We start from the raw sequence: 23,420 nt of genomic DNA on the forward strand, positions 1-23,420 counted from the left end.
CAATGAAGGCTGCCGATCTTGAACAGGCGCTCCGGGACGACCCCGGCGACCTCGCCTCCTGGCGCGCCTACGGCGACCGGCTGCGGGAGCGGGGCGACGCCCGGGGGAAGCTCATCGAACTCCAGCAGCGCCGTGACCGCACCCGCCCGGCCGACCGCGAGGCCCTGGACCGCGAGATCGCCGCGATCGAGGACGAGCACCGGCGGAGCTGGGACGCGGGGCTGCCGGAAGGAGCGACCGTCCTGGAGCGCCGGTACGGGTTCGCCACGAAGGTCGCCGTCGAATGGTCCGACAACGCGCCCGCGTCGATCGAGCAGGTCGTGCAGGCCCCCTTCGTGACCGCGCTGCGGATCGCGCCCTCCGACGCCCAGGAGCGGGGCGACCTCCTCTGGGACGACGACCCGTCCGAACCCCCGTGGCCGGTGCCGTCCCCGTACATCGACACCGGCGCCTTCGCGACGCTCGACCTCGGCCGGATCGTCGAACTCGATCTCTCGTACCTGCGCATCGGCGCACCCGGTGCCGAGGCCCTCGCCGTCTCGACGTACTTCCGCCTCGTGGCGTCCGGCGCGGGCGGCCCCGGCGCCCCGGCGGGGAGGGGGCGGACCGAGGTCCTCGACCTGCGGTACTGCCGCGTCGGAGACGCCGGCCTGGCAGCCCTCGCGGCGTCAGAGGGCTTCGCCGGTGTCCGCCGCCTGCACCTCCAGCGGAACCTGCTCTCCGCCGAAGGCGTGAGCGCGCTGCATCTCCTCACCGGACTGGTCGAGCTCGACCTGCGCTACAACGCGATCGGCGCGGAGGGGGTGGAGGCCCTGCTCGCCGCGCCCTTCGCCGGCTCGCTGGAGCGGTTGCTGCTGTACCGCGACGACGTCGGAGAGGCCGGCGCGAAGATGCTCGCCGACGCACCCCACCTCCCGCCCGCACTGCGCAGCTACTGGAGGAACGTGTGAGCATCGAGCTCCGCGACGGCTTCTTCGCCCTGTCGAACGGCCGGGCCCCCGCGGAAGAGGTCGACCGCTACCGCGCCCTGGTCGACGCCACCGACACCGAGGCCGCGACGACGATCGACGGGCTGGCGGCGAGCTGGCACCCGACGGCGAGGTTCAAGGCGGTGCGCTTCGTCGACGCCGAACGCATCGACGCCGGTGTACGAGATCTGTTCGCGCGGCCGAGCGAGAACGCGCCGTACCTCGCCGCCGTCTTCGTCGATCCCCGCGAGTTCTCGTTCCGCACGTTCGAGAACATCCTCCCGCTCGACCACCGGTTCGCAGGCGTCCCCCTGGAGCTCGAGCTGGCCGGTCGCGACGAGGTCGCCGAGGGCGTCCAGGTGTTCTCACTGCGGCTCCCCGACCCCGCCCGAGCCTGCTTGGAGCAGCTCGACTCGCTGGACCTGTACGTGCCGCCGCTCAACGCGGGCTCGCGGGGCGGCGACCGGTTCATCTTCCACTCGGCGCTGCTGGCCGAGGCCCTCACCAGCGCGGTGGCCGAGGCGATGCCGCAGCCGGCCCTCGACGGCTTCTCGCACGTGAACCCGGTGTTCCGCTGCAACCGTTTCGAGCCGGGCGACGCCGACTTCCACCGCCACCTGGACACCCCCTACTACGACGCCTCGCGCCGCCACGTCTCCCGCCACACGGTCCTGCTGTACCTCACCGGCGGCTCGGCCGAGCCCGCCCTCGCCCTCGAAGGCGGCGCCGCGTTCGAGACGATCGAGCCCCTCACCTGCGTGATCTTCGACCAGCGGTACGAGCACGAGGGCGCGCCCTACCTGGACGGCCGCAAGGTCTTCCTGCGCACCGAACTCGTCTTCACCGATCCGGACGTCGCGCACGATCCCGAGATCGGCGCGCTCTTCAGCAAGGCCTGCTACCTGACCGGCGAGAGCGTCTTCGCGCCGGAACTCGCCCGCCATGCCGACGCCTACTACAACCGGGTCGCCGCCGCGCACTGGAACGGCCTGGCGACCGGCGCCGGCCGCGAGCCCTTCGTCCACAAGCAGTTCCGCGGCGTGCATTTCGTCGCGAACGGCTACGACTTCTGGTTCGCGAAGGGCGACGAGACGACGCTCGCCGAGTGCGCCGCCCTCACGCTGCTCGACTACTTCAACTGCAAGCTCGGCGACGAGGCCTTCCGCACCCTGTGCGACTCGGAGGTGATCGAGGCCGACGGCACGGACTGGATCCCGGCCTTCCTCGGGGACAGGCGCGGCGGGCCGGCGGTCGCGCCGTTCGACAAGTCCCTGCTGTTCCCGGCCCCGGAGTCGCCCTCCAGCGACGACCTGCCCGACTGCGCCTGCATGATCTGCAGCGGGAGCGTGGTCGGCCCGAACTTCGAGACCTCGCGCAACGCGAAGATCATCGAGCACTACACGCGCGCGCAGGACACCGCGAAGGCCGGCATCATGCCCGCGCCCGTCCTGATGCTCGGCGAGGACGTCCATCTCGATCCGGACATGTTCGTCGTCGAGGGCAACCGCATCCACGTTCTCGGCAGGGAGGCGCCGGCGCCGGTGAACTTCGCCGCCTGCCAGGGCGGCCCCCGGTTCCCGGACGCGGAGGACTTCATCACCCCCGCGGCCGAGGTCGGCGTGGCGCACTTCCTCGTTCCGCCGATCCTGTTCGCCGAGACCGCCGACACCTACCACCTCAAGTTCGACTTCTTCCGCAACACGTGGATGGCGAAGCACGAGCAGTCCACCGTCACGGTGCCGATGATCCGCCCGTTCGACATGGACGAGATCGGCTACGAGTGCATGTGCGAGTGCGACTGTTCCTGCGGCTGCGATGAGGACGAGTGCCTGTGCGACGACGACTGCGAGGAGTGCGGCTGCGGGTGCGCCGAAGAGGATGACGAGGAAGGCGAGCCCGAAGAAGCCGAGCCCGAAGAAGCCGACGAGGAGCCCCGTCGCGACCACTCGACGGTGTAGTCGGCCGGTCGTGTCACCGGGCACGGCCGCGCGTGGACAGTTGGGCCATCCGCGCCAGGGCCGCCACCCAGAAGCGCTGCCTTTCCCGGGTCTGCCCTACCAGGTAGGTGGCCCGCAGCTTCGGCGGCAGGTACGGCAGCAGCCGGGCCACCACGTCGAGATGCCTTTCCAGCTGCGACACCTCGGCGTTGGAGAACACCTGGTGGACCAGATCGGTGTCGTCGGTGCCCTCCTGCGACGTCTCGGCCGCCTTCGACAGCCGGGCCTCCCAGCCGGAGCAGTCCTCGGCGATCTCCACCAGGCCGATCTGCCGGCGGTCCGCCAGCCGGGCCTCCAGCCCGGACAGCGGCACCGGGGCGTACTCGCCGTCGCCGAGGTACATCAGGCCGGGCTGCAGCGGCATCTCCGCCCGGTGCAGCTTGATCAGCCGCTCCATGGTGCGCTTGGTGACCCAGTCACGGCCCTCGTCGTCGATGTCGTTCTTCCACCACTCCAGGACCGTCTCGGCCGTCTCGCCGTAGGTCGAGATCAGCCACTCGTTGGCCGGGATGTCGTCCGGGTGGACCTCGTAGCTGACCGTGAACCGGCTGGCCTGCGCCACGTTGTTGGCGGCCACCAGCAGCTTGCGGCCCAGATGGTAGGGAGGGTTCTGCAGCGCCACCTGCGCCCGCAGGCCGGGGAGCCGGCGCCCGGCGAGCGTCCACTCCTGAGTGATCTCCATGAGCCTGGCGAAGGCCGCCTTGTCCTTCGGCCGGTTGTACTCGTCCCAGATCAGCACCTTGGGCCTCGGGTCGAGCAGCGACCGGGCGAGCATGGTCTCCAGCGACCCGTCCCGGGTGGGCACCGGCACGCACAGGTCCTCGACGCTGGTCACCGGCAGCGAGAAGTAGACGGGCTCGTGGCCGGTCTCCTCCCGGGCGACCTGCTTGGTGATCTCCGTCTTGCCGCATCCCGGCGGGCCCTGCAGGAGGACGGCCCAGCGGTTGGCGACCGCGGCCCGCAGGATGCGGCGGACCGGGTCGGCGACGGTGGCGGGGTTGCCCGCCCCGACCGCCGCGGCGATGCCGTCGAGCACCTCGGCCGTGCGGTCCCGGCCCGGCCGGCCGTCCCGATCCTCCTCCGCCAGCGCCAGCCGGCGGCCGTTCTGGATCGGCAGTCCCCAGGCGAGGGGGAAGCCGGCGCGGGCGCAGTCCAGGACGTGCTGCAGCGTGCGCGGCGAGAGCAGGTGGCGCAGCTCCGGGCTGAGCCCGGCCCAGTCGCGGAACACCTCACGCAGATCCCAGTCGGGATACCGCTCGGCCAGCGCGGCCCGCCACGCGGTGTCGTTCGCGGTCAGCCGGAGGGTGACCATCCGGTCCAGGATCGCCGGGTCGGACCGGCGGACGCCGGTCTCGGCCAGCGACTCGTTGTCGGCCAGGAACACCCCGACGCAGCCGAGCTCGCGCAGGTCGTACTCGCCGAGGCTCCAGTCGCAGGCGATCTGCATCAGCTGGGACTGCACCGCGTTGCCGGCCTGCAGCGAGTCGTCGATGAGCAGGACGAACGGCCTGCCCGGGACGAGCTGCCGCATGACGAGCTGGCGCAGCACCAGCTCCCCGCTGCGCTCGTCGCGCACAGGGGCGTTCACCAGCAGGTCGTCGGGGGAGAGGTTGGCGGCGGGCACGACGACCAGGGCCGTGCCGGGAAAGCGCTCCGGCACGTACGAGACGAACGTGGAGGTCTTGCCGATGCCGTGCTCGCCGAAGATCTGCCCGGTCTGCCCGGTCGAGATCATCGCGTCGATGAACTTCTCGAGCCTCGTGGCGGGGCCGTGCTCCGGTGGATCGGGATAGGTGGCGGTGGGTCTCCACAGCCGTCCCGCAGCCGTCACTGTTCGGTTCTCCTCGCTCATCGCCCGGACGTGACCCGGTGGCACGCCATCGGCGGGCGGTGGTGGTCCGGCCAGTCGTCGCCGCCGTCGGTGATCAACCAGATCCAGCGGCCGGGGGCGGCCGGGGTGACGTGCGGCGCGCGGCCGTCGGTCACCATGATGACCGCGTCGGGTTCGGTCTCGAACCGCCTGCCGTCGACCTCCAGCCGGCCCTCGGCGTAGTCGACGACGTTCTGGAAGTCGGTGCCGCCTCCGCCCGCCACCCGCTCGCCGGGGACGAACGGCGTGACGACACCGTCGAAGCAGAGCCAGTGGCTCTCCACCCCGTCGGTCGAGCCGACCAGCGTGGTCAGCCAGTCGATCACGTGGTCGGGCATCGATCCCGACGTGTCGATGGCGACGAGCACCACCTTGATCCGCTCCGGTCCGCGCCGGACCAGCATGGGGTCGTGGCCTAGGGCCAGCAGGACCGCGCCGTGCTTCTTCGGGTAGACGAGGCGGTCGCCCTCGCTCAGCTTCGAGGCGAGCACGTCGGTCAGCCACCGCTGCCACCAGTCGACCCGGCGGGTCTTCGGGGTGACGCCGCGCAGCCTGTCCAGGCCCAGGCTTCCCCAGAGCCGCTCCAGCCGCTCACCGCCGTCCGCCGTGCGGCCGGCCAGATCGAGGAGCTCGCCGCGCGCCGCCGGGTTCCCGCGCAGCGCGGCCTGCATCACCTCTCGCAGGACCTCGCCGCCCAGCCGCTCCACGGTCTCCGCGTCCAGGGGAAGGTCCCGCCGTCCGAGCCGGTCGCCGTGCCTCGTCTCGCCGGGGTCGCCGCCGCCCAGGTGGACGCAGTACGCCGTGACGGGTTCGCTGAGCGCCTTCATCCGGCGCAGCTCGCCGTACACCGTGAGATCGGTGTGGCTGAACTCGTCGTAGGGGAGCGGCGCCAGCCCCTGCCGCCGCAGATCGTCCCGGTACGCCTCGTAGACCAGGCCGGGGTCGACGCCGACCGGCTCCCGCTCCCCGGCGCCGGACGCCGTGCGCGCGGGGACCGTGGGCAGGCCGGACCGTCCCAACCGGCGCAGGGCGACATGGTTGATGGAGACCTCGGCGGCCATCGTGAACACCGGGTCGGAGCGCAGCTCCTCGTCCACGTGGAGGTGCCGGTGCATCAGATGCCGGGCCTCGTGGAACAGCACGAACCCGACGCCGTCGTAGTCCAGCTCCAGGAAGAAGTACGGGTTGTAGAGCAGGGCACAGCTTCCGTCGCCGGTGGCCGTCACGGCCGCCGTCGGGATCGCGGTGGTCGGAATGTGGTGATGGCACTTGGCGTACAGCCAGGACGCCACCACGCTCTGCCCCGCCCCGAAACCCAGCAGCACGGACTCCTTGCGCCGGCGGGCCTGCTCGACCACCTCCGGGTCCGCGGCCTCCTCCGCCAGGAGCCGGCGGAGGCCCCCGGTCGCGCCCTTCCCCGTGTAGATGGCGTTCTCCGATCCCGCCCTGTGACATCCGGAGCCAGGAACGATAGCGGGCCGATACGACAGGCTCCGGGCCGCGGCCGGGGGAGCGGCGGCGGGTCAGCGGTTAAATCGGGTGATCCGGACGTCTCCGGACCGGTGTACTTGACCGCATGAGCATGCCGGACGGGCCGCGGCTGGCCCGCTTCATCGACACGATGATCGAGCTGGGGATCACCGGGCAGGTCTTCGGCGAGCACGGCATCGGCAAGACCTCCACGTTCTTCCACCACGTCCGGCGCCGCGAGGGCACCGCGCTCGTCTACGTCCCCGCGGCGAACCTCACGCCGGACGACCTGCTGGTCAACGCGCCCGTCCGGCAGGACGGGGAACTGGTGCTGCGGCAGCTCATCATGCGGCAGCTCAAGCCGGGCAAGCCGTTCGTGCTGCTCATCGACGACTCGCTCCAGGCGGGCGCGACGATCCAGTCGCAGCTCATGCAGATCGCCTGCAACTGGACGCTCGGCGAGCACGACCTGCGCGCGCTCGGCTGCGTCGGGGTGTTCCTGACCGACAACGAGACGCTCACCGAGACCGCCGCGCTGCGCACGGACCCGGCCGTCCTGGACCGGATGGCGACGCTGCGGGTCACCGCCGCCGACACCGCCTGGCGGGCCGCGCTGTCGCGCAGGTTCCGCGGCGTCGACCTCACCGGCGTGTTCCGGGTGTGGGCGTCGCTGCCCGCCGAGCTGCGCAGGCTGCTGTCGCCGCGCACGCTGGAGCACGTCCTCGACTGCGCGCTCGCCGGGTTCCCGCTCGCCTGGGGCCTGCCTCTCGTGGACGGACGCCGTCTGCCGCTCGCCGCCCCGGACAAGAAGCGGGGAGCCGACCAGGCCCCCGAGATCCTCGGCCGCATCGCCGCCGAGCTGCGCCGCGCCGGGGCCGACGTCCCGAATCCGGCGCACGTGCCGGACGCCGTCCGCCGGGTCGTCCGCGCGGCGATCGAGCGGCGCTGGGCCGTGCTCGTCCAGGGACCGCCCGGCTGCGGCAAGACGGAGGTGGTGAAGGAGGTCGTCCGGGACGAACTCGGCGCGGACCCGCTCTACTTCTCTCTGCCCGTCACCAACGTGGAGGACTTGTGCGCGCCCGTCCCGACCCTGGACGGAACCCTCGACAACCTTTTGTCGGGCCCGTTCCTGGAGCCGGGCGACAAGGCCATCGTCTGGGACGAGTACAACCGTCCCAAGGACAAGGCCACCTTCGCCCGCCTCATGGAGGTCACGCAGGAGTGGTCCCTGGCCGGACGGCGCATCAAGGATCTCCGTGCGCAGATCGCCCTGCAGAATCCTCCGTACTACCTGGGCCGCAAGCTGCTGGTGTCACGCAACACCATCGCGCAGGCGTCCCGCTTCACGGTCTCGCTGGAAATCGACCCAGATGACATTCCGGCGAACGAATGGCTTATTTCCCGTTACGGAGGGGTGGCCGAAACCGTCCTTGAGTGGTGGAAGAACGACATCGACGACGAGGGGCGGCAGTGGATGACCAAGCGCACCCTGGAGCGCCTCATCCGCCTGCACGGCACCGGGCTGCCCCTGGACGTCGGCAAGATGTACCTGGGCGACGGCGACTACGCGCCGGTCTCGCTCACCGCCCTCGAGGCGCGGCTGGCCCGCCGGGAGGTGACCGGCCTGCGCGAACTGGCCGCCGACCTGGACGTCTGGGCGGAGCGGCTCCGCGCGGCCGGGGACGAGGGCTCCGACGCGACCGACATCGTGCACCGCGTCCTCGCCAACGCCGAGCTGTCGCAGCTCCGCCGGCACGCGGAGGCGGCCGCCCGGCTGGCGCCGCTGCTGCCGCCCAAGCTGAAGGCCACGTACCTGTTCGGAGCCGATCCGGAGCGGCAGCGGTTTTGGACGGGCGTCTTCATGGGAGGTCTCCAGGGGGGATAGATCGGCAAACGTCCTCGCCACGGTCCGACTTGGCTAGAATCCGTCCGTCAGACAGGCTTCCGCCGAGAGTGCGCATCTTTGTCCGGTCGCGATCTGTCCCCCGCGAGGAAGCCCTTGCTCATCGTCCTGCCCTAAGGAGCCTGTGCATGCCCGTGGAATCGGAAAGGCCCGTCCCCGCGGCGAGTCCCGTGATCGGGGAGGCCGAGATCGAGGCGGCCGTCCGCGTGCTCCGCAGCGGGCGGGTCGTGCAGGGTCCCGAGGTCGCCGCGTTCGAGGAGGAGTTCTCCGCGCTGGTGGCGGGCCGCCACTGCGTCGCCGTCAACTCCGGGACCTCGGCCCTGCACCTGAGCATGATGGCCCTCGGCATCGGCCCCGGCGACGAGGTGATCGTGCCCTCGTTCACGTTCGCGGCCACGGCCAACGTCGTCCGCCTCGTCGGCGCCGAGCCCGTCTTCGTCGACATCGAGCGCGGCTCGTTCTGCGTCGACCCAGACGCGGTCGCCGCGGCGGTCGGCCCCCGCACCGCCGCCATCATGCCGGTGCACCTGTACGGGCACCCGGCGGCGATGGACCGCGTCGGCGCGATCGCGGAGCGGCACGGCCTCGCCGTCGTCGAGGACGCCTGCCAGGCGCACGGCGCCGCCCACGGCGGCACCCCGGTGGGCGCCCTGGGCACGATCGGCTGCTTCAGCTTCTACCCGACCAAGAACATGCACGCCCTCGAAGGCGGCATGATCACCACGGCCGACGCGGAGACCGCCCGGACGCTGCGGCTGCTGCGCAACCAGGGCATGGAGCAGCGCTACGCCAACGAGATCGTCGGCGCCAACGTGCGGCTCACCGACGTCGCCGCGGCCATCGGCCGCGAGCAGCTCAAGCGGCTGCCGGGGTGGACCGAGCGCCGCATCGGCAACGCCCGGTTCCTGGACGGCAAGATCACCGGCGCGGTGGTGCCGCCGGTCGCGCCCGGCGTCCGGCACGTCTACCACCAGTACACCGTCCGCGTCGCCGGCGACCGGGACGCCTTCCAGCGCCGCCTCGAGGAGCGCAAGGTCGGCAGCGCCGTCTACTACCCGACGCCCGTCCACCGGCTCCGGCCGTTCCTGAAGGACGGCGCCCCCGACCCGCGCTGGGACCTGCCCGAGACCGAGCGCGCCGCGACCGAGGTGCTGTCGCTGCCGGTGCACCCGTCCCTCGCCGACGACGAGCTGGCGCGCGTGGCCGACGCGGTCAACGCCGCCGGGGCCGCGTCGTGAGCGCGCTGCGCGCGGGCCTGGTCGGGCTCGGCGTGATGGGACGCAACCACGCCCGGGTCCTGTCCGGGCTGCCCGGCGTCGACCTCGTCGGGATCGTCGACCCGGCCGGGCGTCCCGAGGGCGCCCCGCACGGGGTGCCGCTCATGGCGTCCCTCCAGGAGCTGCTGGACGCCGGAGTCGACTACGCCGTGGTCGCCTGCCCGACGGCGCTGCACGAGGAGATCGGGCTCGCGCTCGCCGAGGCCGGCGCGGGCGCGCTGATCGAGAAGCCGCTCGCCGACTCGGTGGAGGCCGCCGAACGGCTGGTGACGGCGTTCGAGTCGCGCGGGCTCGTGGCCGGGGTCGGCCACATCGAGCGCTACAACCCGTCGCTGCAGAGCATGCGGAGCCGGCTGGAGGCGGGCGAGCTGGGCGAGGTGTTCCAGGTCGTCACGCGCCGCCAGGGCCCGTTCCCGCACCGGATCGCCGACGTCGGCGTCGTCAAGGACCTCGCGACCCACGACATCGACCTGACCGGGTGGGTCACCGGCCAGGACTACGTGTCGATCTCCGCGCACACCGTGGCGCGCAGCGGCCGCCCGCACGAGGACATGGTCGCCGCCGTCGGGCGGCTGACCGACGGCTCCATGGTCAACCACCTGGTGAACTGGCTGAGCCCGCTCAAGGAGCGCACCACCGTGGTCACCGGCGAGCGCGGCTGCTTCATCGCCGACACGCTCACCGCCGACCTCACGTTCTACGCCAACGGCGAGGTGAACACCGAGTGGGAGGCGCTGCGCGCGTTCCGCGGCGTCTCCGAGGGCGACATGATCCGGTACGCGATCCCGAAGCGCGAGCCGCTGCTGGTCGAGCACGAGCGCTTCCGCGACGCGGTCCTCGCCGGCCCCGGCGGATCGGCCCCGGGCGACGTCGTCACCCTGCGGCAGGGCCTGCGGACGGTCGAGGTCTCGGCCGCCGTCCTGAAGTCCGCCCGTCTCGGCGAGACGGTCACGCTGCTCCCCGGGGAGGTGCTCGGTGCCGTCTGACGCAGCCGCCGGGGTACCCGACGTCACCGTCGTGGTCGCGGTCTACAACACGATGCCGTACCTGACCGACTGCCTGAACTCGCTGGTCGGGCAGAGCATCGGCCCCGACCGCATGGAGGTCGTCGCGGTCGACGACGGCTCCACCGACGGCAGCGGCGCCGAGCTGGACCGGTTCGCCGCGGAGCACCCGGACGTCATCACCGTGCTGCGCCAGCCGAACTCCGGCGGCCCGGCCGCCCCGAGCAACCGGGCGCTGGACCACGCGACCGGCCGCTACGTCTACTTCGTCGGCGCCGACGACCACCTGGGCCCCGAGGCGCTGGAGCGCATGGTCGCGGCGGCCGACGAGTGGGGCTCCGACGTCCTGGTCGGGAAGATGGAGGGCGTCAACGGGCGGGCCGTCCGGCGCCCCGAGCTGTTCGCCGAGAACCGCCCCGAGATCGACCTGTACGACTCGGTGCTGCCGTGGGTGCTGTCGAACTGCAAGCTGTTCCGCCGCGAGCTGGTCGAGCGGCACAAGCTGCGCTTCCACGAGCACATGCGGATCGGCAGCGACCAGCCGTTCACCCTCGAGGCGTGCGTGCGCGCCCGCCGGATCTCCGTCCTCGCCGACTACACCTGCTACTACGCGGTGTTGCGCGACGACGGCGGCAACATCACGCAGGGCGCCGTCCAGGTCCACACCCGGCTCGAATGCGCGGAGAGCCTGTTCGGCGTCGTCGCCGACCTGATCGAACCCGGCCCGAAGCGGGACGCGATCCTCCGGCGGCACGCGCGCTGGGAGCTGACGATGCCGACGCGGGAGGGGTTCCTCGAACTCGACCGCGCGGCGCAGGAGGACGTCTGCGCCCGCGTCGGAAGCCTCGTCGAGCGGTACGTGACCGACGAGGTCCTCTACACGCTGCCCATCGTCCGCCGCGCCCGGCTCCGGCTGGCGCAGCTCGGCGAGGTCGACCTGCTGTGCGAGGCGATCCGGGACGGGGTCGCCGAGCGCCCCTACCTGATCGCGCTCAAGGACGGCCGCACCTACCTCGCCTACCAGGGCTTCGAGGACCCCCGCCTCGGGCTGCCGGACGACCTGTTCGAGATCACCAAGGGGATGCGCAAGCGGTTGTCCCAGGAGGCGCGGACGGTCGCCGTGCGGCGCGACCGCGACACGGTGGAGATCACCGTCCGGACCCCGCTCACCGGCCCCGAGGCCGCCGACCCCGCGACCGTCCGGCTCGCGCTCGCCCCCCGAGGCGACGGCGAGACCCTCGACCTCGACGAGTACACGACCCGCGAGGCGCGCGAGGACGGCCTGCACGTCACCGCCCGGATCCCGGGGGTGCTCACGGCGGCGTCCGGCAAGGCCCGGCACGTACTGCGGCTGATCGTCCGCGCCGCCGGGGAGACGCACGACGTCGCCGTGCCCGCGGCGGCGCCGGTCGTGCCCGACCCGCGCGGCGAGTTCTTCTGGCACCGTGCCAGGCCCTACCGGCTGGCGGTGGCCGGCGACGACCGGCACGGCACGATCATCGAGACACGTCCGGTACGTCCGGCCCAGGCCGTCGCCCAGCGGGTCCGGCGCGTGACGTCCCTTGGAGGTAGGTAGCACATGCGGATCTGCGTGGTCGCGCTCGGCAAGATCGGCCTTCCGCTCGCGGTGCAGTTCGCCCGCAAGGGCCACCGGGTGATCGGCGCCGACGTGGACGAACGCGTCGTGGCCGAGGTCAACGCCGGTCGCGAGCCGTTCCCCGGCGAGGCGGAGCTGGACGTCCACCTCGGCGAGGCGGTGCGCGCCGGGCTGCTCACGGCGACGACCGACACGGCGGCGGCGGTCGCCGAGTCCGAGGCCGTCGTCGTGGTCGTGCCCCTGTTCGTGGACGCGGAGGGCGTCCCGGACTTCGGCTGGATGGACGCCGCGACGCGCTCCATCGCGCAGGGCCTGCGCCCCGGCACGCTCGTCAGCTACGAGACGACGCTGCCCGTCGGCACCACCCGGGACCGCTGGGCCCCGATGCTGGCGGAGGGGTCCGGCCTCACCGCCGGCGACGGCTTCCACCTGGTGTTCAGCCCGGAGCGCGTGCTGACCGGACGGGTGTTCGCCGACCTGCGCCGCTACCCCAAGCTCGTCGGCGGCCTCGACGAGGCGTCGGCCCGGCACGGCGTCGAGTTCTACGAGCAGGTCCTCGACTTCGACGAGCGGCCGGACCTCGACCGCCCGAACGGCGTCTGGGACCTCGGCTCCGCGGAGGCGGCGGAGTTCGCCAAGCTCGCCGAGACGACCTACCGGGACGTCAACATCGGCCTCGCGAACCAGTTCGCGCGCTACGCCGACGCGGCGGGCGTGGACGTCATGAAGGTCATCGAGGCCTGCAACACCCAGCCGTACAGCCACATCCACAAGCCGGGCATCGCCGTCGGCGGCCACTGCATCCCGGTGTATCCGCGGATGTACCTGTGGAACGACCCGGACGCGACCGTCGTCCGCGCCGCCCGCGAGGCCAACACGGGCATGCCCGAGTACGCCGTCGGCCTCCTCGCCGACGCCTACGGCGACCTGACCGGCGCCGGGGTCCTCGTGCTGGGCGCGGCGTACCGGGGCGGCGTCAAGGAGACGGCGTTCTCCGGCGTCTTCCCGACGGTGGAGGCGCTGCGCCGGCGCGGCGCGGTCCCGTACGTCTCCGACCCCCTGTACACCGCCGAGGAGCTGGAGGCCCTGGGCCTGCCGCCCCACCGCGGCGAGTCGGTCACGGCCGCGATCGTGCAGTCCGACCACGCCGCCTACCGCGAACTCGGCGCGGACGACCTGCCGGGCGTCAAGGCCCTGGTCGACGGTCGCCGCGTCACCGACGCCACCCGCTGGCCCGGCGTGCACCGCGTCGTCATCGGCGCCCCCGACGCCCGGACCGGTTCGTAGCCGCTCGCTGACCGCTCGGGCCGGTCCGCGCGAGCGCCCCGGCCGACCGCAACTGGAGAATCGAATGCAAATCGAAGACGGGACGGTTCCCGGCGCGTCGTCGCGCGGCCGCGTCGTCATGCTCGTCGACAACGATGTCGTGCGCGACTCCCGGGTGCAGAAGGCCGCGAAGTCGATGTCCGAGGCGGGCTGGGAGGTGCACCTGCTCGGCTGCACCGGGGCCAAGAAGCGCCGCTCCTGGAAGATCGGCGATGCCCGCGTGCGCCTGCTGCCGATCCAGCACGTGCTCATCCGCAACCGGCACGGCGTCCTGCGCGCCACGCTGCGCCGCCCGCTCGCCTACGGGCACCCGAAGGTGGCGGACTACCGCCGGCGGCTCGTGCAGTCCCGGCGGGCCGACCTCGCCGCCGCGCGCCTCGACCGGGGTTCCCGGGGCCCGGCGCGCAAGGCGTGGCTGCTGGCGCGGCGGGTCACGGCGAAGGCGCAGTCGCGGTGGGTCGCGGTGCGGGTGAGGCAGACCGAATCGCTCGCGGAGGCCCGCGGCAACGCGCGCTCGCCGATGGAGCGGCTCGCGGTCAACTTCTGGCTGAAGGTCCTCGGCGACCGGGCGTGGCGCGTCCTCGACCGCAACCTGTGGGACTGGGACAGCACCTACGGCAAGGTCATCGACAAGCTCGAACCCGACATCATCCACGCCAACGACTTCCGCATGCTCGGCGTCGCGGCGCGCTCGGTGCGGCGGGCCCGCGCGAAGGGCCGGAAGGTGAAGCTCGTGTGGGACGCACACGAGTTCCTGCCGGGCATCCGGCCGTGGGGCGCCGGGCCGCGCTGGCTGCCCGCGATGATCGCGCACGAGCGCGAGTACGCGGGCGACGCCGACGCGGTGGTGACGGTGTCGGAGGCGCTCGGGGACCGGCTGGTGGAGAGCCACGGCCTGCGCGGCCGCCCGACCGTCGTGCTCAACGCGCCGATCACGGGGGGCGAGCCGAGCACGTCCGACCCCGTCCCGGACATGCGGGAGATGTGCGGCGTCGGCCCGGACACCCCGATCGCCGTCTACAGCGGCAGCGCCTCGGTGCAGCGCGGCCTGGACATCATGATCGACGCGCTGCCGCGGCTGCCCCGGCTGCACGTCGCCCTGATCGTCTCCTCGGCGCGGTCCGACTACGTCCGCGGCCTGATCGCCCGCGCCGCCGAACTCGGCGTCGCCGACCGCGTCCACACGCTGCCGTACGTGCCGTTCGACCAGGTCGTCCCGTTCCTGGCGGCGGCCGACATCGGCGTGATCCCGATCCACCACTGGCCCAACCACGAGATCGCGCTGATCACGAAGTTCTTCGAGTACTCGCACGCGCGGCTGCCGATCGTCGTGAGCGACGTGCAGGCGATGGGCGACATGGTGAAGTCCACCGGGCAGGGCGAGGTCTTCCACGCCGAGGACCTCGACGACTACGTGCGGGCGGTCGAGGCCGTCCTCGGCGACCCGCAGCGGTACCGCACCGTGTACGACGACCGGCCCGACCTGCTCCACGAGTGGACGTGGGAGGCGCAGGCCGAGGTGCTGGACGGCGTCTACACCAGCCTGCTGCCCTCCGCCGCCAAGTCCGCCCCGGGCGCGCCCGCGGCCGGGGCCGACGGCGCCGACGGCCACCTCATCGGCGCCCAGGACTGACGATGGCGGCGGACAGGAGCGGCGACCGGGACGTGGCCGTCGTCACCCCCTGGTACCCGAACCCGAAGCAGGAGTGGGCCGGCGCCTTCGTCCAGTCGATGGTCGGGGCGACGGCCCCGGGCTGCGGCGACGTCACCGTCTACCACACCGAGGCGTGGCTGATGCGGCAGCCGGCGGAGGAGGTCGAGGCGGCGCGCGAGGCGCACCGCCGCCTCCTGCCGGTCGCGCTGCACCCCGCGCCCGACGTCGCGGGCTCGCGGCTGGTGCGCGTCCCGGTGCCGACGGTCCCGGACTACACCTTCGCCGAGCTCGCGGTGCAGCACGCCAGGTGGCTGCGCGAGGCGCTGGGCGGCGAGCCGATCCCGGCGCCCGTCGTCCACGCGCACGTGGGGCTGCGCGGCGGCTGGACGGCGCTGGAGAACGCCCGCCCGGACGCGCGAGTGTTCGTCACCGAGCACGCGTCATTCCTGGACAAGGTCCTGGAGCAGCCCGACTCGCGGGAGATGTACGAGCGGGTGCTGGAGCGCTGCACCGGCTTCCTCGTGGTCACCGACGTGCTGCGGGACACGCTCGCCGAGGCGTTCCCTGCGCTCGCCCACAAGATCGAGATGATCTCCAACCCGATCTCGTTCGGGGAGCCGCGCGAGCGTCCCGTCACCGAGCTGCGGCGCTGGCTGTACGTCGGCACCCTCGTCGAGCGCAAGGGCGTCGGCTGGCTGCTGGAGGCGTTCGCCGAGTGCCTCGCCGACGACCCCGGGCTGACGCTGACGATCGCCGGGCCGGGCGTGCTGGCCCAGCAGCTCAAGGAGCGCGCGGCGGAGCTCGGCGTCGAGGGCGCGGTGTCGTTCCTCGGCGCGGTCGCCCCCGACGAGGCGGCGCGGCTCATGCGGGAGCACGACCTGCTCGTCCACCCCGCCCGGTGGGAGACCTTCGGCGTGACGATCATCGAGGCGGTGGCGGCGGGCCTGCCGGTGCTCGTCACCCGCTGCGGCGGCCCCGAACGCACCCTGGCCGGCATAGAAACCGCCGCGGGGGAAATGATCGACGTCGAGGAGAACTCGGGCTCGATCGTCGCGGGCTACCGCCGCCTGCGCGACCGCTTCCCGGACGGCCTCGACCTGGCGAAGGCCCGCGAGATCCTGGACGGGCGATTCGGATACCGCACGGTGGCCGAGGCGCACTACCGGCACTGGTTCCCGGAGGCCCGAGCGGACGGCGCGGCCGGCGGAGCGGACGGCGGGCCCGAAGCGGAGAACGACGGTGCCGGAAACGGGGGAGAAGAAGCGTGAACGTGCTGTTCGTGGCGCTCGGCGCCTCCCGCCGGCCCGCGGTCGTCCGGGAGGCGGCGCAGGTCCTCGCGGACGGCGGCACCGCCGCCGTGCTGGTGCGCAAGGCCTCGACGTGGGCGAAGGACCCGCTCCCGGACGGCGTCGACGCCGTCGAGCTGCCCGCGCTCGAACGGCGCTACCGCCCCGCCGCGGTGCGGATCGCGCTCTTCCGGATTCCCGCGCTGCTGCTGCGCGTGTGCTTCCCCGGGCCGCTGCGCGCGCTGGGGAAGCGGATCGACTCGGCGTACCGCAGGCGCGTCGCCCGGCCCGTCGACCGGCGGCTGGCCCGCCTCTACCGGCGCGACGCCGGTGCGGTGCGGTGCAGGATGGTCGAGCGCGAACTGCTGCGCGGCCGCTCCATCGACCTCGTCGTCATCGCGGACCCGCAGTCGCTGGTGACCGTGTCCGAGCTCGCGGAAACGATCACGGACGCCGGAGCGGCGCTCTCCTACTCCATCGCCCATGAAAGGTCCCCGGCAGGCTACGCCAGAGGATGACTCCATGACCGAACGCCGCCCACGCCTTCTCTACCTCGCCTTCTACTTCCCGCCGTCCCGAGCCAGCGGTGTGTACCGGCCCCGGGCGACCGCGAACCGGCTGACCGAGCTGGGCTGGGACGTCACGGTCTTCGCGGCGCCGCTCCCGTTCCTGTACGACACGATCGGCTCGGTCGACGACAAGCTGATGGAGACCGTCGACCCGCGGATCACGCTGGTGCGCCCGGACCTGAACCGGTTCGTCTGGCAGACGGACCTGCGCGAGTACAGCCGGTTCCGGGGGGCGTTCCCCCAGCTGGCCCAGTCGCTGTACACGTGGGGGCAGAAGCACGTCTTCCCGGAGCACTACGCGTCGTGGGGGCGCGACTCCGTCCGGCGCGCTCTGCGGATGCACGCGCGGCGCCGGTTCGACGTGGTCCTCGCGACGGGGAACCCGTACTCCTCGTTCGCCGCGGCGTGGCTGTTCCACAAGCTGACCCGCACGCCCTACATCATCGACTACCGCGACTCCTGGACCCTCGACCAGTTCAGCGAGGAGCCGATGTTCGACGAGGACCATCCCGCCTGGCGCTGGGAGCGCCGGGTGCTGCGGTCCGCGGCGAACTCGCTGTACGTCAACGACGCCCAGCGCGCCTGGCACGCCGAGCGCTACCCGCGCGCGGCGGACCGCATGATGACCGTCCTGAACGGGTGGGACGCCGACACGCTCCCGCAGAGCGCCGCGCCGCCCCCGGCCGCCCGCGCGACGACGGACGGGCACGCGCCCCGCTTCTCCTTCGTCGGCACGGTGACCGACAAGCAGCCCATCGAGGAGCTGATCGAGGGGTTCTCCCGCGCCCGCGCGCACTCGGACATGCGGGCCGCCACCCTGAACTTCTACGGCTACTTCGGGTTCTTCCAGGGCACCGACAACAAGCTCCGCAAACGCTTCGCGGCCGCGGCCGAGGCGGCGGCGGAGGCCGTCACCGCCCAGGAGGTCGGGGGCGGGGCGGCGATGGCCGAGCAGGCGGCCGCCGCCGAGGACGCGGAGGCCGACGAGCAGCTGCTCGCCCCCGGCGTCTACCGCCGCGGTCCGGTGTCCAAGACGGCGCTCGCCGACGTCTACCAGGACTCCGACGTACTGGTGTTCCTCAACGGGGGCGGGCGCTACGTCACCTCCGGGAAGATCTTCGAGTACATGGCGGCGGGACGCCCCATCGTGTCGGTCCACACGCCCGGGTCGGCGGCCGAGGAGCTGCTGCGCGGGTACCCGCTGTGGTTCAACCCCGGCGGGCTCGCCCCGGCCGACATCGCCGCCTCGATGGTCGCGGCGGCGAAGGCGGCCGCCGGACTGGACGAGCGGCAGGCGGCCGAGGCCCGCGCCTACGCGGACCGGTTCGAACGGAACGTGACGCTGGAGCCGCTCGTCGGGCGGCTCGACGAGCTGGCCGCCCGCAGGCGCGGCGCGGGCGGGTGACCATGTTGGGAGACGGTGACGTGCACGGCGCGCAGCCCCCGAAGGTGCTGGTCCTGGCCATGGACCCCAGGCTGACCATGGACCCGGCGCCCGCCGTGCCCGCCAAGCGCCAGCACAAGCGGGTCATCGGGCTGGCCGGGCACTTCGCGGAGGAGGGCGCCCGGGTCGACGTGGTGACCGCCGAGCCGGACGGCTGGGCGGGCCTGGACGAGCGGGTGCGCCTGCACCGGCTCGACCGGGCGGAGGCCCGGCACCCGCTGCCCTGGCTGGAGCACACGGTCGTGATCAGGGCGCCGCGGATCGCCGTCCGGCCGGTGGCGCGGGCGGGCCGTCTCGGAACCCGCCTGGAGCGCGCCCGGAGCCGCGGCTCCCGCGCCGTGCACCGGCGGCTCTTCGTGCCGTTCTACCGGCACGTCCGGCCGCACGTGCTGGCCCGCATCGCGCGGCGGCGCGTCCTGCGCGAGATCGACACGGGCGGGCTCGTCCGCGTCATCGTGATGGACCGGACGTCGGTGCCGCTGGGCCGCCGGCTGGCCCGCCTGCACCCCGACCTCGTCGTGACGACGCGGCAGGAGCGCAGCCTCGACGCCAAGCCCTGACCGGCGGCCCGCCGGCCCCCGGGCGGGTCAGCCCTTCTCGGTCAGGACCGTCGACTCCGAGCCGTCGCCCGCGGGCGCCTCGACGTAGATCTCACCGGTCCGCGGGCACTCCCACGTCCCCCCGGAACCCTCGGTGAGCCGGGCGCCGGCCTTGCCGACCCAGCCGATCCGGCGGGCGGGGACGCCCGCGACCAGCGCGAAGTCGGGGACGTCGCGGGTGACCACCGCGCCCGCGGCGACCATCGCCCAGCGGCCGACGCGGACCGGCGCGACGCACACGCTGCGGGCGCCGAGCGAGGCGCCCTCGGCGACGTGGACGCCGACCGCCTCCCAGTCGTCGCCGCGCTTCAGCCTGCCGTCCGGGTCCACCGAGCGGGGCTCGCGGTCGTTGGTGAGCACGACGGCGGGGCCGACGAACACGCCGTCCTCCAGCACGGCGGGCTCGTAGACGAGCGCGTGGTTCTGCAGCTTGACGTTGTCGCCGATCCGCACGCCCGCGCCGACGTAGGCGCCGCGTCCCACGATGCAGCCCGCGCCGAGCCGGGCGCCCTCGCGGATCTGGGCGAGGTCCCACACGGTGGTGCCGTCGCCGAGTTCCGCGCCGGGGTCGACCTGGGCGCTCGGCAGGATGCGGTGACTCATTCGGTGCCTTCCATGCGGATGTTCAGCGGGTGGATGCGGGTCACGGCCGCGGCTTCGTGCCCCCGCCCGGGAGCAGCCGCCGCCAGGTGCGCCGCGCCAGCGACCCCATCGGCGCGGTGACGTGCACGGTCGCCGTCCTGCGGTCCATTTTGACGTGCACGCGGCGCGGGGGCACCACCGACGCGGTCACCGGCCCGAGGACGCCGCCGCCCTCGGCGGGCAGACGCACCGGGACGGGCTCGCCCGCGCCGTCGACCGCGAAGCGGGCCCGCCAGCGGCCGGGACGCGCGCCCGCGAGGGAGAGGTCGGCGCGCAGGCGCGACGGGTCGTCCGGCGCGGCCTCCAGCGGCGCGCTGATCGTCGTCCCGTCGTCGGCGTGGTGCAGCTGGACGCTCATCGCGGGGCCGTCGCCGAGGACGGGCGGCGCGCCGGCCCGCACCCGGACCCGCCGCCCCGGCCCCCAGCCGACCTCGACGTCGCCGAAGTCGGCGGAGGTGAGGGAGGCTCCGGCCTCCAGCGCGAGGGGCTCGCCGGCGCGCGCCCGCACCGGGCGCAGGAGGCGGGTACCCGCCAGGGCCGCCCGCGGAAGGGGCAGGTCGCGCGGCCTGACCAGCGGAACCGTCCGCACGTGCCCGCTGAGCGACACCTCGATGTGCAGCGCCCAGCGGCCGTCCGGCAGGTCGGCCGCCTCCGGGCCGACGGCGGCGGTGAAGGACGCCTCGACGCCCTCGTCCGCCGGCGCGGCCGAGACGGTCTCGCACTCCACCGCGCGGCGGCCGCCGTCGCCGTCCTCCAGCAGCAGGCGGACGGCGGGGCTTCCCTCGTCCACGTCGCGGACGACCACCCTGCCCCCGGCTTGAAGGGCGCCGTCCTCCCAGGCCAGGCGCGTCAGGGTGGGCAGGACCACCAGGGGCGCGGGGCTCGCGAAGCACGCGTCGGGGATGCGGACGGCGGCGTCGCGGAAGAACGGGTACTTCAGGTAGGCGCGCCCGTCCTCCAGGTGGAGGCGGGGCCGCGACCCGCCGCGGCGGAACCGCAGGACCTCCAGCAGCTCGTCCTCGAGATCGTGCAGGACGCAGTGCCCGATCACCCGGTGGAGGGGGTGGGCCAGCTCCCGCTGCGCGGGGGTGTACCACTCCTCCAGCAGCTCGCGGCAGCCCGTGAGGGTGACCTTCCGGTCGTCGGGCGAGGAGTCCAGGTACAGCCGGTCGAGGCGGCCGAAGACCTCCAGCCGCAGGTACCGCCGGTTCAGCCGCTCCCGGGTCTCGCCCGGCTCGGTGTGGTCGGCGACCTGCCGCATCGCCCGGCCGATGATCGCGTACAGGTCGGCGGGCGGGGCGCCCGCCCCCTGCGTCGCGCTGGAGCCGTCCTCGCGGGCGGCCCAGTAGTAGCAGTCGTAGTCGGCGAGGACGGAGACGCCGCCGGCGTTCAGGTAGGCGCCGGCGGTGAAGAGCTGGTCCTCGTGGGCCACGAGGCCTTCGGTGAAGCGGAGCCCCGCCCGTTCGACCAGGGACCGGCGGAACAGCTGGAGCGCGGCCATCGACATCCGCCCGAACAGGTCGCAGCCCGGGTCGAGGACGTGGGTGCGCTCGACGGACCGGTCGAACACCTTGGGCGCCTTGCGGCCGCCCGTCCCGACCTGCTTGCCGAGGACGATGTCGGTGCCGTTGCGCTCGGCCATCGCCGTCATGCGCTCCAGCGCCTCCGGGCCCAGCCGGTCGTCGGCGTCCAGGAAGAACACGAACGTCCCGGACGCCAGTTCCAGGCCCCGGTTGCGCGGCGCGCCCGCGCCGCCGGAGTTCGGCTGGTGGACGACCGTCAGCCGGTCGTGGGCGCGGGCGAGCTCGTCCAGCAGTTCGCCGCCGCCGTCGGTCGAGCCGTCGTCGACGGCGATGACCTCGACCTGCTCGGCGGGCAGGGACTGGGCGAAGACCGACTCCAGTGCCCCGCCCACCGTGTCCCGGCACTGGTACACCGGGACGATCACGCTGACCAGGGGTTGCCTCATGGCCCCTCTACGTTCGGAGGTGACTCTCAGGGCCACTCTAGGCGGGCTCGGTGGCGGCCGTGACCGCTCGTCCGGAGATTCCGTACATCGTCGACCGCGGGCCGGCCTGCGCGAGCGCGTCGACGGCGGCGGCGAACCGCGTCATGGCGTCCGGGTGCTCCGGGCCCAGCAGGTAGTCGCGGAGCGTGCGCCGCTCCGCGGCCAGCGGGTCCTGGCCGGGCGTCGCCGCGACGGCGAGGATGTCGGTCAGCTCGCCGCAGCCGGGGCTGAGCAGGTAGGCCGCCGACGCGGACGGGAACTCGGTCTTGAAGAGGTTCTCGTCCATGCCGTCGGGGTTGGCGACGACGTACGGCTTCAGGCTCGGGATGTAGTCGGAGATCACGCTGGAGATGTCGGTGATCAGCATGTCCGACCGGTTGAAGCACTCGTAGAGGGAGGCGTCCGCGCCGGTGACCACCTGGTGGCCGCCCGCGCCGCTCCGGTTCGCCTGCTCGATCATCCGGATGAGCCGGGCGTGCACGGCGGCGGCCTCCGGCAGCCGCCGGCCGGTGTAGGGGTGCGGCCGGTAGATGACGCGCAGCCGCGGACCCTGGTCCAGCAGCGTCCGGACGATCCGCTCGCCCATGCCGAGCAGGGAGCTGTAGCCGTGCTCGCTGTCCCAGCCCTCCCAGGTGGGCGCGTACAGGACGGTGGGGACGGGCCCACCGGACGGCTCGGTGGTGATCTCGCCGAGCTGCGGGCGGCCCACCTCGACGATGGCCTCGTCGCGCACCCCGGCGTCGGAGTTGTGGTAGCGGTCGCGGCCCGCCGGGCCGGCCACCCACACCTCGTCGAAGACCTTGCTGACCGGGTTGGAGCTCGGGCCCTTGTCGCTGTCGCCGTGACCGACGAACACGTGCTTGATGTGCTCCTCGCGGAGCAGGTGGAGGTTCTTGCCGGTGTTGCCCGGGTAGAGCGCGACCTTCACGGTGCCGAGGTCGAAGTTCATCATGTCCTCGGCCCGCGTGACGCACACGACGGGAAGCGGGGTCGGCGCGAGCGCGCCGACGACCTCGGGGGAGCGGACGAGGACCATCGCCTTGCGGTCCAGGCGCTCCAGCGTCTCCAGCCACATGTTGGCCTGGTAGACGGTCGTGGCCGGGCCGGTGAAGTACAGGACGACCTCGGGCTTGTACCGGTCGACGCGGCGCTGCACGTCGCGGCCCGTCCGCTCGGCGTTGAGGAGGGCGCGCATCCGGCGCAGCCGCGGCAGCTGCGCGGACGCGACGGCGATCGCGACGGCCGCGGTGCCGAGGAGCCCGGCGACCACCAGGACGGGGAGGCCGAGCAGGAGCCCGGCGGTGCCGAACAGCAGCGGCAGGAGGTCGGCGTGGCTCTCCAGCAGGAGGGTCAGCCGGGCCTGCCGGGCGGAGCCCGCGACGGGGGGCGACGGCTCGCCCTGCCCGAGGTTGCGGGTGACGAAGGGGAGCCGGTTGACGCGGCGCGAGGCGACCGCGCCGGCGAGGGTCGCGGCCCGGATCCAGTCGACCAGCAGGAGGCCGACGGCCGCCAGGAGGACGGTCGGCCTGCCGGCGTCGCCCGACTGGACGAGCAGCAGCACCAGGGCCGCCTGCCGGACCAGCACCCGCGCGCCCGGGCTCATCTGGCCCCAGCGCAGCGGCCTGGCCGCGTCCGGCAGCGTCCGGCCGACGGCGAACTCCGCCGCGTAGCAGAGCACGGCGGCGCCGAGGAAGGCCCAGGGCCACCCGGCCGCCGCCGCCCCGATCAGCAGCCCGAGCGTGACGGGCAGCCACAACACCGATGAGTACCGCATGAGAGCCGAGTACCGGGAGACGAGACGCCGCA

At 73.3% G+C, this 23,420-nt stretch carries 17 protein-coding genes; 12 read left to right on the forward strand and 5 right to left on the reverse strand.

The annotated features are described in order from the left end of the window. The first annotated feature begins 2 nt into the window (after nucleotides 1-2). Nucleotides 3-950: a hypothetical protein gene (locus tag AB0C84_RS05590; RefSeq protein ID WP_361061424.1), complete on the forward strand. Its 948-nt coding sequence runs from the start codon at nucleotides 3-5 to the stop codon at nucleotides 948-950. After that, nucleotides 947-2,926, forward strand: a complete 1,980-nt coding sequence (locus AB0C84_RS05595; RefSeq protein WP_361061426.1) for a hypothetical protein — start codon at nucleotides 947-949, stop codon at nucleotides 2,924-2,926. Before AB0C84_RS05590 ends, AB0C84_RS05595 begins: the two co-directional genes overlap by 4 nt. Nucleotides 2,927-2,939: 13 nt before the next feature. On the opposite strand, the gene AB0C84_RS05600 is transcribed toward AB0C84_RS05595, so the two are convergent. Together AB0C84_RS05600 and AB0C84_RS05605 are read right to left on the reverse strand one after the other, a co-directional pair. Next, nucleotides 2,940-4,796, reverse strand: a complete 1,857-nt coding sequence (locus AB0C84_RS05600) for an ATP-binding protein (RefSeq protein WP_361061428.1) — start codon at nucleotides 4,794-4,796, stop codon at nucleotides 2,940-2,942. 17 nt (nucleotides 4,797-4,813) lie between these two features. Further along, nucleotides 4,814-6,193: a hypothetical protein gene (locus AB0C84_RS05605; RefSeq protein ID WP_361061430.1), complete on the reverse strand. Its 1,380-nt coding sequence runs from the start codon at nucleotides 6,191-6,193 to the stop codon at nucleotides 4,814-4,816. Nucleotides 6,194-6,411: 218 nt separating this feature from the next. On the opposite strand from AB0C84_RS05605, the gene AB0C84_RS05610 reads away from it, so the two are divergent. The 10 genes from AB0C84_RS05610 to AB0C84_RS05655 all read left to right on the forward strand — a co-directional run bounded on the left by AB0C84_RS05610 (nucleotide 6,412) and on the right by AB0C84_RS05655 (nucleotide 18,925). Continuing rightward, nucleotides 6,412-8,190, forward strand: a complete 1,779-nt coding sequence (locus tag AB0C84_RS05610; protein WP_361061432.1) for an AAA family ATPase — start codon at nucleotides 6,412-6,414, stop codon at nucleotides 8,188-8,190. A gap of 146 nt (nucleotides 8,191-8,336) precedes the next feature. Beyond that, a complete protein-coding gene (locus AB0C84_RS05615) occupies nucleotides 8,337-9,446 on the forward strand; it encodes a DegT/DnrJ/EryC1/StrS family aminotransferase (protein ID WP_361061434.1) in 1,110 nt (369 codons plus the stop codon). After that, nucleotides 9,443-10,471 (forward strand): Gfo/Idh/MocA family oxidoreductase, encoded by a 1,029-nt coding sequence (locus AB0C84_RS05620; RefSeq protein WP_361061436.1) that lies wholly within the window; start codon nucleotides 9,443-9,445, stop codon nucleotides 10,469-10,471. Before AB0C84_RS05615 ends, AB0C84_RS05620 begins: the two co-directional genes overlap by 4 nt. Next, on the forward strand, nucleotides 10,461-12,065 hold the full coding sequence (locus tag AB0C84_RS05625; protein WP_361061438.1) for a glycosyltransferase family 2 protein: 1,605 nt from the start codon (nucleotides 10,461-10,463) through the stop codon (nucleotides 12,063-12,065). Before AB0C84_RS05620 ends, AB0C84_RS05625 begins: the two co-directional genes overlap by 11 nt. A 3-nt stretch (nucleotides 12,066-12,068) precedes the next feature. Beyond that, nucleotides 12,069-13,373, forward strand: a complete 1,305-nt coding sequence (locus tag AB0C84_RS05630; protein ID WP_361061440.1) for a nucleotide sugar dehydrogenase — start codon at nucleotides 12,069-12,071, stop codon at nucleotides 13,371-13,373. A gap of 64 nt (nucleotides 13,374-13,437) precedes the next feature. Next, nucleotides 13,438-15,045: a glycosyltransferase family 4 protein gene (locus tag AB0C84_RS05635; RefSeq protein WP_361061442.1), complete on the forward strand. Its 1,608-nt coding sequence runs from the start codon at nucleotides 13,438-13,440 to the stop codon at nucleotides 15,043-15,045. 2 nt (nucleotides 15,046-15,047) lie between these two features. Then, nucleotides 15,048-16,334, forward strand: coding sequence for a glycosyltransferase (locus AB0C84_RS05640; protein ID WP_361061444.1), 1,287 nt, complete (start codon nucleotides 15,048-15,050; stop codon nucleotides 16,332-16,334). Further along, on the forward strand, nucleotides 16,331-16,870 hold the full coding sequence (locus AB0C84_RS05645; protein WP_361061446.1) for a hypothetical protein: 540 nt from the start codon (nucleotides 16,331-16,333) through the stop codon (nucleotides 16,868-16,870). Before AB0C84_RS05640 ends, AB0C84_RS05645 begins: the two co-directional genes overlap by 4 nt. A 4-nt stretch (nucleotides 16,871-16,874) precedes the next feature. After that, complete coding sequence (locus AB0C84_RS05650; RefSeq protein WP_361061448.1) at nucleotides 16,875-18,326, forward strand: glycosyltransferase; 1,452 nt, start codon at nucleotides 16,875-16,877, stop codon at nucleotides 18,324-18,326. Nucleotides 18,327-18,328: 2 nt separating this feature from the next. Beyond that, complete coding sequence (locus AB0C84_RS05655) at nucleotides 18,329-18,925, forward strand: hypothetical protein (RefSeq protein ID WP_361061450.1); 597 nt, start codon at nucleotides 18,329-18,331, stop codon at nucleotides 18,923-18,925. Between the two features lie 27 nt (nucleotides 18,926-18,952). Here the strand turns inward: AB0C84_RS05655 and AB0C84_RS05660 are convergent, their stop codons facing one another. The 3 genes from AB0C84_RS05660 to AB0C84_RS05670 are packed head-to-tail and all read right to left on the reverse strand — an operon-like array spanning nucleotide 18,953 to nucleotide 23,388. Further along, complete coding sequence (locus AB0C84_RS05660) at nucleotides 18,953-19,567, reverse strand: DapH/DapD/GlmU-related protein (protein ID WP_361061452.1); 615 nt, start codon at nucleotides 19,565-19,567, stop codon at nucleotides 18,953-18,955. Nucleotides 19,568-19,607: 40 nt separating this feature from the next. Then, nucleotides 19,608-21,575, reverse strand: coding sequence for a glycosyltransferase (locus AB0C84_RS05665; protein ID WP_361061454.1), 1,968 nt, complete (start codon nucleotides 21,573-21,575; stop codon nucleotides 19,608-19,610). Nucleotides 21,576-21,612: 37 nt separating this feature from the next. Then, nucleotides 21,613-23,388: a CDP-glycerol glycerophosphotransferase family protein gene (locus tag AB0C84_RS05670; RefSeq protein WP_361061456.1), complete on the reverse strand. Its 1,776-nt coding sequence runs from the start codon at nucleotides 23,386-23,388 to the stop codon at nucleotides 21,613-21,615. Between the last annotated feature and the right edge of the window lie 32 nt (nucleotides 23,389-23,420).

The sequence above is a fragment of the Actinomadura sp. NPDC048955 genome (assembly GCF_040649435.1).
In the GTDB taxonomy this organism is placed as follows: domain Bacteria; phylum Actinomycetota; class Actinomycetes; order Streptosporangiales; family Streptosporangiaceae; genus Spirillospora; species Spirillospora luteofluorescens.

Excerpts from the sequence above, each read along its gene's own strand:
- AB0C84_RS05590 (WP_361061424.1), top strand. The coding sequence starts at position 3 with ATGAAGGCTGCCGATCTTGAACAGGCGCTCCGGGACGACCCCGGCGAC.
- AB0C84_RS05610 (WP_361061432.1), top strand. The coding sequence starts at position 6,412 with ATGAGCATGCCGGACGGGCCGCGGCTGGCCCGCTTCATCGACACGATG.
- AB0C84_RS05615 (WP_361061434.1), top strand. The coding sequence starts at position 8,337 with ATGCCCGTGGAATCGGAAAGGCCCGTCCCCGCGGCGAGTCCCGTGATC.
- AB0C84_RS05630 (WP_361061440.1), top strand. The coding sequence starts at position 12,069 with ATGCGGATCTGCGTGGTCGCGCTCGGCAAGATCGGCCTTCCGCTCGCG.
- AB0C84_RS05635 (WP_361061442.1), top strand. The coding sequence starts at position 13,438 with ATGCAAATCGAAGACGGGACGGTTCCCGGCGCGTCGTCGCGCGGCCGC.
- AB0C84_RS05640 (WP_361061444.1), top strand. The coding sequence starts at position 15,048 with ATGGCGGCGGACAGGAGCGGCGACCGGGACGTGGCCGTCGTCACCCCC.
- AB0C84_RS05650 (WP_361061448.1), top strand. The coding sequence starts at position 16,875 with ATGACCGAACGCCGCCCACGCCTTCTCTACCTCGCCTTCTACTTCCCG.
- AB0C84_RS05655 (WP_361061450.1), top strand. The coding sequence starts at position 18,329 with ATGTTGGGAGACGGTGACGTGCACGGCGCGCAGCCCCCGAAGGTGCTG.
- AB0C84_RS05660 (WP_361061452.1), bottom strand. The coding sequence starts at position 19,567 with ATGAGTCACCGCATCCTGCCGAGCGCCCAGGTCGACCCCGGCGCGGAA.
- AB0C84_RS05665 (WP_361061454.1), bottom strand. The coding sequence starts at position 21,575 with ATGAGGCAACCCCTGGTCAGCGTGATCGTCCCGGTGTACCAGTGCCGG.
- AB0C84_RS05670 (WP_361061456.1), bottom strand. The coding sequence starts at position 23,388 with ATGCGGTACTCATCGGTGTTGTGGCTGCCCGTCACGCTCGGGCTGCTG.